Raw genomic sequence first — 7,705 nt, 5'->3', positions numbered from 1 at the left:
TGACCAGATCGCTGCATGACCAACAATCCTCAAACACCAGATTTGACAATAACTCCTAAGCAACTGCTCAAATTGGGATACCGCTTCAACGCTGGAAGAAAGCGCTCGCCTAAGGAGTTACTCAGATCGATAGGTTTGCCTAAAATTGGAAATTTCGGGCTTGATGAAGCCAGCAAGCTGTCACGACGTACAAGAAAGTTGTAGTTGTCATCGGCTGCACATGTCTGCGAACTAAACGTCAAGAAAAGTAAACACATGAGAAAGTTTTGCATCGAATAACCTAACTAAGTACATACTTTACGGAGTGAAAATCTCTGCGCTTTGAACTAGAATATGTATGTGTCATTAATCAACCCGAGCGTGCATCACATAACACCCGTTAAACGATGTTCGGAAATTGTGTTGCTGAGGTAAGTCGCGCGAAAGTTGTTAACCAACCCACTCCCGCACAACCTCAGCCACTTCACGCGCCTTCTGATGCAAAACCCAATGATCTGCGCCTTCAATCTCCACCACGGTCAGATCATTCGCGAACGCGTCTAATCCTTCACGCGACATGGGCAAGAGCGCCGTATCCTCTATCCCCCAGGTCAACAAATGTGGGCACGTCACCTGCAAGCGCGACACGTCCATCGGTGCCAACGCGACTGTCTCACCCGGATCAGCCACCACCAAAGTGGACGCGCGGTACCAGTTGATCATCGCTTTCAAACGGCCCGTGCGACCCCACTCGGTTTTATACTCTGCGAGCTTCTCGCCAGAGAGCCAGCTCAAATCCATATGCGCTGAGAAAAGCTGCAAAAGCTTGCCAAAATCATCGCGGGCCAGATAGTCCTCTGATCCTGCGCGGCGCAAAGCGTTGATATATTGCGACGCCTCTGACTGCGCGCCACCCGCCGCCATCGCCCGCTGAAATGGTACAGGATGCACGCCATTCGCGATGATCAAACGCGACACCAAATCAGGAAAGAACATCGCCAAACCGTAGGCAACCGAGGCTCCCCAATCATGGCCCATCACCGTGACAGGCGCACCCAACTCGCGCGCCAAAGCCGCCATGTCAGACGCCAAAACACCCGTGCGGTAGTTCTCGACGCCCTCAGGACAATAGCTTTGCCCATAGCCGCGTTGATCAGGGGCTACACAGTAGAATTGATCTTGCAGTTCCAGCGCCAACTCTTCCCAAGCCCCTGAATACTCAGGAAAACCATGAAGCATCAGGAGTGGGGGCAAAGATGGATCGCCCCATGTGCGTGCGAAGAATGTTTCACCGTTTAAAGTAAACCAACGCTCTTCCATGGGGCGCTCCTTTTCTTAAAGCTTCGTTACAACCTTAGTTGCCGGCATCCAACGTCTCGAACTTGAGACCTGCCGCCGTGCGCGCTGGGAAACCTTCCCAATAGGTGTGCTCGTCAGTTGGTTTGCCTGCATCGTCCAGCTTGGTAACACCTTCGGCTGCGTTCTCGATCAGCTCAAGATATGCCGCTTTGCTCTCGTCACCCTTTAGATGCATATCCATGAACGCCGTCGCGAAGTGCTGCGCAATATTGTTCATGCGGGTGTTGTCCCAAACCGCGTCCGCATAGTGCTCGAAGGGTGCGAAATCCATGCCCTCGACCATCTGGTAACCCTCTTTGGGCGATGGCATTGGGGCGGCCGCATTGTGGTTCGCGTTCTCGAAGGTGAGTAGGTGACGCTTGGTGCCTGTCGTCTCCGTAAAGATTGCTCGCAGTGCGGAATAGACCGACACGTCATCCACAGAGCCTGCCATCAACATCAACGGCTTGCTGAAACCCGCGAGACCACCTTCAGACCAGAACCCTGTGTTCTTGCCCCAAGGCGCGATAGAGATGATCGCTTTGACCTTGTCATTGGGCATGTTCGCGTGGCTCTCGGAACCTTCCAAGTGACGCGTCAGCAGACCATTCGGCGTGCCCCACGGATACTCAGTCGAGGCTTGCGTGACACCCGCGCCGCCATAAATCAGCGCGCCGTAGCCGCCCATGGAATAACCGATCACACCAACCGTATCGCCGTCGATGATGGCCGCAAGGTCGGAAGAGACACTGCTAAAGTCAGAAAACGTTTCAACCACAAAATCCTGATCCAAAGGACGGTTCAACAAGGTCGAGCCAAACGCATTCTGATCTGCATAGGTGCTGTCCGTGTGATCGATCGAGACCGTCACATAGCCTTTAGAGGCCAAGTTTTCCCCCAAATGCGCCATCAAGAACCTGTTGCCCGGATAGCCATGCGAAATTACGATCAACGGGAATTTTCCCTCCGCCGCAGGGGCGGCATCGCGCACCGCTTGGCCCTCAAGCGCCACTTGAACAGAGGCCGCGCGCAGGTTCACCCCTTCATAGGTGCCGCCCGCTTCCACGCCATCCGCCGCCGGATACCAAACCTCGACCGTCAAAGGGCGATCATAGGTCGGGGCGTTCTCAGCCGTGGTGTTCACGATGTCGATCTGGCCGGGGTTCACCAACTCAAAGCTACGCACGCCCACGACATGTTCGCCATAAGCGGACAACGCAGGTGCGTCAGGACGGATCGTATCAATGCGGTTTTCTGCCATCGCAGGCCCTACCGTAAGAACAACCGCAGCGGCGGCCAATGCATGTCTCATAATCTAACTCCCAAAATCTTGTTATTGGGATATCGTGACGTGGTCCCAAGATGGGTCAAGCAATACGCTACGGAAGTTGTGTTTTTCCCGCCGCCCTACAGAAACGTGCGCAGGTCATCCATGACAGGTTCGAACTGTGCAAAACTCTGCTCAATCGCCCCAACCAAATCGCTGCTGGCTTTGCTGCCAATATCGTTCCAAAGCACCAGCGATTTGCGGCGCAACAACTCTGCGCGCGGATGATCATTGCCAAAAGGCGAGGGGACGCGCTTTAATTCGGGCTTGCCATAGGTCGCGCCTGCACTCACCGCGGCGTCGAGACGCGTTTGCAGTGCATCGCCTTCACGCTCAGAGACCCAGGCGCGCCATGCGGTTTGCTGCGCCTTGTCGAAATTCATCAAACCAGCGCCCGTGCGTACATATTCTCCAGCGATCCCAAAGAAATAAATAGGCTGCGTCCCATTTCCTTGCGGGCTCCACATCATGTGCAAATGCGTGCTGTAGGGCGTTTTGTCTTTGGAAAAGCGCACGTCGCGATTGGCGCGAAACAGTTTGGTCGTGACTGTCTGATCCAGCAGTCCGCCCAGTTTTGGCGCAATCGTATCCAACAGCAGCTTTGCAGGCTTTTTCAACAGCGTTTCATAGCGGGATTTATTTTCTGTAAACCACTCGCGGTTATTGTTCTGCGCAAGTTCGCCGTAGAACGCGCGCGCATCGGATATCAACGTCTCGAAAGGTTGGCTCATTTAGGTGCTCGCTCTTTGGGGTACAATAATTGTTAAAACGACGCTTGCCGCCTTTGCGCGCTTGGGTCAATGCTAAGGCGATGAACACGGACGCTAAATCACCTCAAATGCCCAAAAGCCAGCACGCCAAAGCGATCTTGTCGCTGGGTTTGCCATTGATTGGTGGGCATCTGGCGCAGTTTTCCATTGGCTTGACCGATACAATCATGATGGGTTGGTATTCTGTCGAAGGATTGGCGGCGGTCACGCTCGCCAGCACGTTCTTTTTCGTGCTCTTCATTTTTGGCTCTGGCTTTGCGCAAGCTGTCATGCCGCTGGTCGCAAGCCAGTTCGCGGAAAATGACGAAGTCCAAATGCGCCGCACGACCCGGATGGGTTTGTGGATGTCATTCGTTTTCGCAATCGCTGTAATGCCGATGTTCTATTTCTCGGAGTTTTTGCTACTGGCTCTCGGTCAAACCCCTGAACTCTCTTCAGAGGCCCAAGGTTATCTGCGTATTGCTGGTTGGGGCGTTATTCCCGCACTTGGCGTTATGGTGCTGAAATCCTACCTCGCCGCGCTTGAGCGTACGCAGGTCGTGCTATGGGTGACCCTTGTGGCGATGGTGGTAAACGGGTTCGCCAACTATGCGCTGATCTTTGGCAACTGGGGCGCGCCCGAATTGGGCTTGCGCGGCTCTGCGATTGCCTCTCTCGGCGTACAAATTCTGTCGCTTTTGGTGATTGCGGGCTACGTGCTTTGGGCGCTGCCGCAACAAAGAATCTTTGCACGGCTGTGGAAACCCGATTGGGATGCGTTCTTCCTTGTGGGCCGTTTAGGCGTGCCCATTGGCTTTACCATCCTTGCAGAGGTGGGTCTGTTCGCGACGTCGACACTCATGATGGGGTGGCTCGGCACCAACCAACTCGCAGCGCACGGCGTAGCACTACAACTGGCAAGCCTGACATTCATGATCCACCTTGGCCTGTCGAACGCGGCAACCGTGCGTTCTGGCAATGCGCTGGGGCGCAAAGACCCAGACCACCTGATGCGCGGTGCAAAAGTGGTTATCGCCATGTCGCTTCTGATTGCGGCACTCACGATTGTTGTCTTCGTGCTGATCCCTGATCCGCTCATTTCGGTGTTCCTCGACAAGGACGAACCCAACCGCGCAGAGATCATGGCCATCGGCGCCGTCCTGCTCTTGATGGCTGGCATATTCCAAATGGTCGATGCCGCCCAAGTTATGGCTTTGGGTCTGTTGCGCGGTCTAAGGGATACCAAAGTCCCGATGAGCTTTGCTGTTTTCAGCTATTGGGTAATTGGCGTGCCGTGCAGTTATGTGCTTGGCTTTGTCTTTGAATATGAAGGGGTTGGCGTCTGGGGTGGCTTGGTCGTCGGTCTCGCTGTTGCTGCGGTCCTTATGACAGAACGCTTTTTTCGCTTGGGGCCATCGCTGGCCGTCAAAGGCGCTTAGCGATCTTTCATCAAACGATCCGCTTTCTTGCGCACTAAAACAGAGCGCAAGTCATGCATCGCTAATAGCAGATCATCCGTCACCGCCTCTAACTGCTCTTCCGTGGCCTTTGCCTGCGCCCACTGTGTCGTCAGGTTAAGATAATCCACCGCGCGGTAAATGTCGTCGATGTCGCGCTCTGCCAGAAGGGCCGTACGCTCCGCCATCCACTCATGGATTACTTCAAGATCGCGCTCGTTTAGAACGCGATCCCCTTGTGGCTTTATCTCGCCATTGCGGATGTTAACGACCGCGATCTGGTCCATCTCGATACGACGTTGACGGTTTTCCGTATCGACACGAAACACGAGCGCGCCGTTCTCGCGCACTCGAAAATAATAATCAGGTAATTGACCAGACATACGACCCTACTAATTCAACCCACTTATGTGAGCGTAGTACAGAATGTCTGGATGCGTTTGCAGGCTTGTGTCAATGCCTCATCTGACGTGGCGTAGCTGACGCGGAAATTAGGTGAAAGTCCGAAGGCTGCACCAAACACCACCGCGACGCCTGTGTCTTCTAGCAATTTCGTCGCGAAAATCTCGTCATTTTCGATGACAGTACCGTCAGGCGTGCTTTTGCCGATCAACCCGCCAATCGAAGGGTAAACGTAAAATGCGCCCTCGGGCACAGGGCAGGTCATTCCCTCAATCGCGCTCAGCATCTCAACGACAAGGTTGCGGCGACGTACGAACATCTTGTTGTTCTCGACCAGGAAATCCTGCGGGCCGTTCAACGCCTCAACCGCGGCCCATTGGCTAATTGTGCAAGGGTTGGAGGTGCTCTGGCTCTGGATCTTGCGCATTGCACCGATCAACTCTTTGGGGCCCGCTGCGTAGCCAATGCGCCATCCCGTCATCGCATAAGCCTTAGACACGCCATTACAGGTCAACGTGCGCTCATAAAGGCGCGGCTCAATCTGGGCAGGGGTGAAGAATTCGAAATCATCATACATCAGATGCTCATACATATCGTCCGTCATCACCCAAACATGGGGGTGACGCATCAACACATCTGTCAGTTCTTTCAGCTCTTCTCGGTTATATCCCGCGCCTGTTGGATTGGACGGCGAGTTAAAGATGAACCACTTTGTTTTGGGGGTAATCGCGGCCTCTAACTGATCCGCTGTCAGTTTGTAATTCGTTTGCGACGACGCCGTTGCAATCACAGGCGTGCCGCCCGCGAGCAGCACCATATCAGGATAGCTCACCCAGTAAGGGGCGGCGATCACCACCTCGTCGCCGGGGTTCATAGTTGCCATCAGCGCATTATAGAGGATCTGCTTGCCGCCCGTGCCGACCGACACCTGATCCGGCGTATAGCTTAGTTCATTGTCGCGCAGAAACTTCGCACAAATCGCTTGCTTCAGCTCAATGATCCCGTCCACTGCGGTGTATTTCGTCTTGCCCGCATCCATCGCACGCGCAGCCGCGTCCTTGATGTTCTGGGGCGTGTCAAAGTCTGGCTCACCCGCGCCAAGTCCAATCACGTCATGTCCAGCGGCCTTCAACTCTTGCGCTTTTGCCGTAACTGCGATCGTGGGGGATGGTTTGACGCGTGAGAGTGTCGCAGAAAGGAAAGTCATGGTGCGCTCCGAATTGTAATTTAGCCTTGTCCCTCTTAGGATGAGGCGCGCGCGCAAGCAAGCGTTCTGAAACAATCTGATAAGGCGAAGCTAAATGGATGATATCGACGCTCTGAACGCGAAACCAATCACCAACGATGATATGGCGGCGGATGACTGGTATGGGCCGGATGCAGCAACCTTTGGGGATCGCCTCGCAGCTGCGCGTGACAACGCCAAAATGACCCAAGCTCAGATGGCACGTCGTCTCGGGATCAAGGCGAGCACCCTGAAAGCATGGGAGCAAGACCTCTCCGAGCCGCGCGCCAATCACCTCTCTATTATGGCGGGTGTGTTGAACGTCTCTATGATGTGGTTGATGAACGGCGAAGGCGAGGGTCTCGATGCGCCCAATGCTGACGGACCAGTGAGCGAGGCCGACCTTGGTGAGTTGTTGCGAGACATGCGTGATTTGCGTGTGACAATCAGCCAATCTGCCGAACAATTGGGCCGTTTGGAAAAGCGTTTGCGCGGCGCGTTGAAGTCCAGATGACGCAAGAATCATCTGAATCCCGCATCAAACGCCTCAAAATGCGCTCCATGCGGCGCGGCATCAAAGAGATGGATATCATTCTGTCCGCCTATGCCGACGGTCATCTTACGCGTATGTCAGAAGCTCAAATCACCCTCTATGATGCTCTTTTAGAAGAGAATGATCAGGATTTGTACTCTTGGGTGACAGGTCAAACCAAGCCGCCTGAACGCTTTGAAGCAATGTTGTCTCAAATTGCGCAGACATTTCAAAACTGATTGGTTTCCAACTTTAACGGAATATTTGCAAATTTGTCTCATCTTCCTCCGTGAGCAGTATATCGGAGAAACGAATGAGCATGCACAGTCTTGTCGAACCAGAGTTGAAAACAGGTTCGGATAAAGGGTTTATTACAGGTTATCTAGAGGCGCTCGCGCTGGTTGAACGATTGCACAGGCTTTTGCTTGATGTGATCAAAGACGAATTCGAGCGCGTCAATATGTTAGAGATTAACGCAGTTCAGGCGCTATTGCTCTTTAACATTGGCGACAATGAAGTCACGGCAGGTGAGTTGAAATCGCGCGGTTACTATCAGGGGTCTAACGTCAGCTATAATCTTAAAAAGCTGGTCGAAATGGACTTTATGCATCACCAACGCTGCGAAATTGATCGCCGCTCCGTGAAGTGGTCCTACTAATTCGGACAGGTTTGTGGCTCAGCTAAGATGTAATCGGG

The 7,705-nt window shown here is 53.7% G+C and carries 8 protein-coding genes and 1 pseudogene; 4 read left to right on the top strand and 5 right to left on the bottom strand.

The window, feature by feature from the left end:
- Nucleotides 1-429 precede the first annotated feature (429 nt).
- The 3 genes from PFRI_RS02420 to PFRI_RS02410 all read right to left on the bottom strand — a co-directional run bounded on the left by PFRI_RS02420 (nucleotide 430) and on the right by PFRI_RS02410 (nucleotide 3,375).
- Complete coding sequence (locus PFRI_RS02420; protein WP_072629167.1) at nucleotides 430-1,299, bottom strand: alpha/beta fold hydrolase; 870 nt, start codon at nucleotides 1,297-1,299, stop codon at nucleotides 430-432.
- Between the two features lie 34 nt (nucleotides 1,300-1,333).
- Nucleotides 1,334-2,629: an alpha/beta hydrolase family protein gene (locus tag PFRI_RS02415; RefSeq protein ID WP_072629166.1), complete on the bottom strand. Its 1,296-nt coding sequence runs from the start codon at nucleotides 2,627-2,629 to the stop codon at nucleotides 1,334-1,336.
- 95 nt (nucleotides 2,630-2,724) lie between these two features.
- A complete protein-coding gene (locus PFRI_RS02410) occupies nucleotides 2,725-3,375 on the bottom strand; it encodes a TIGR02453 family protein (RefSeq protein ID WP_072629165.1) in 651 nt (216 codons plus the stop codon).
- Between the two features lie 29 nt (nucleotides 3,376-3,404).
- Here PFRI_RS02410 and PFRI_RS02405 point away from each other — a divergent pair, with 29 nt between their 5' ends.
- The gene (locus PFRI_RS02405) at nucleotides 3,405-4,832 is read left to right on the top strand and encodes an MATE family efflux transporter (protein ID WP_342742257.1); all 1,428 of its coding nucleotides are present in this window, start codon (nucleotides 3,405-3,407) and stop codon (nucleotides 4,830-4,832) included.
- On the opposite strand, the gene PFRI_RS02400 is transcribed toward PFRI_RS02405, so the two are convergent.
- Together PFRI_RS02400 and PFRI_RS02395 are read right to left on the bottom strand one after the other, a co-directional pair.
- On the bottom strand, nucleotides 4,829-5,233 hold the full coding sequence (locus PFRI_RS02400; protein ID WP_072629163.1) for a hypothetical protein: 405 nt from the start codon (nucleotides 5,231-5,233) through the stop codon (nucleotides 4,829-4,831). The two genes, PFRI_RS02405 and PFRI_RS02400, sit on opposite strands and share 4 nt — an antisense overlap.
- A gap of 23 nt (nucleotides 5,234-5,256) precedes the next feature.
- On the bottom strand, nucleotides 5,257-6,459 hold the full coding sequence (locus tag PFRI_RS02395; protein WP_072629162.1) for a pyridoxal phosphate-dependent aminotransferase: 1,203 nt from the start codon (nucleotides 6,457-6,459) through the stop codon (nucleotides 5,257-5,259).
- A 94-nt stretch (nucleotides 6,460-6,553) separates the two neighbouring features.
- Here PFRI_RS02395 and PFRI_RS02390 point away from each other — a divergent pair, with 94 nt between their 5' ends.
- The 3 genes and pseudogenes from PFRI_RS02390 to PFRI_RS02380 form a co-directional block, all read left to right on the top strand.
- Nucleotides 6,554-6,991 carry a helix-turn-helix domain-containing protein gene (locus PFRI_RS02390; protein WP_245812222.1) on the top strand — a complete coding sequence of 146 codons (438 nt, stop codon included), beginning with the start codon at nucleotides 6,554-6,556 and terminating at the stop codon, nucleotides 6,989-6,991.
- Nucleotides 6,988-7,248, top strand: coding sequence for a succinate dehydrogenase assembly factor 2 (locus tag PFRI_RS02385; RefSeq protein ID WP_072629161.1), 261 nt, complete (start codon nucleotides 6,988-6,990; stop codon nucleotides 7,246-7,248). The genes PFRI_RS02390 and PFRI_RS02385 overlap by 4 nt, the downstream gene beginning before the upstream one ends.
- 74 nt (nucleotides 7,249-7,322) lie before the next feature.
- Nucleotides 7,323-7,655: pseudogene (locus PFRI_RS02380) on the top strand (MarR family transcriptional regulator); the annotation flags it as partial.
- Nucleotides 7,656-7,705: the final 50 nt, after the last annotated feature.

The sequence above is a fragment of the Planktotalea frisia genome (assembly GCF_001890925.1).
In the GTDB taxonomy this organism is placed as follows: Bacteria; Pseudomonadota; Alphaproteobacteria; order Rhodobacterales; family Rhodobacteraceae; genus Planktotalea; species Planktotalea frisia.
This window is presented reverse-complemented; position numbering and strand designations above follow the sequence as displayed.

What these genes read in the sequence shown, in the direction of transcription:
- PFRI_RS02400 (WP_072629163.1), bottom strand. Translation starts at nt 5,233, where the DNA reads ATGTCTGGTCAATTACCTGATTATTATTTTCGAGTGCGCGAGAACGGC.
- PFRI_RS02415 (WP_072629166.1), bottom strand. Translation starts at nt 2,629, where the DNA reads ATGAGACATGCATTGGCCGCCGCTGCGGTTGTTCTTACGGTAGGGCCT.
- PFRI_RS02390 (WP_245812222.1), top strand. Translation starts at nt 6,554, where the DNA reads ATGGATGATATCGACGCTCTGAACGCGAAACCAATCACCAACGATGAT.
- PFRI_RS02395 (WP_072629162.1), bottom strand. Translation starts at nt 6,459, where the DNA reads ATGACTTTCCTTTCTGCGACACTCTCACGCGTCAAACCATCCCCCACG.
- PFRI_RS02385 (WP_072629161.1), top strand. Translation starts at nt 6,988, where the DNA reads ATGACGCAAGAATCATCTGAATCCCGCATCAAACGCCTCAAAATGCGC.
- PFRI_RS02410 (WP_072629165.1), bottom strand. Translation starts at nt 3,375, where the DNA reads ATGAGCCAACCTTTCGAGACGTTGATATCCGATGCGCGCGCGTTCTAC.
- PFRI_RS02420 (WP_072629167.1), bottom strand. Translation starts at nt 1,299, where the DNA reads ATGGAAGAGCGTTGGTTTACTTTAAACGGTGAAACATTCTTCGCACGC.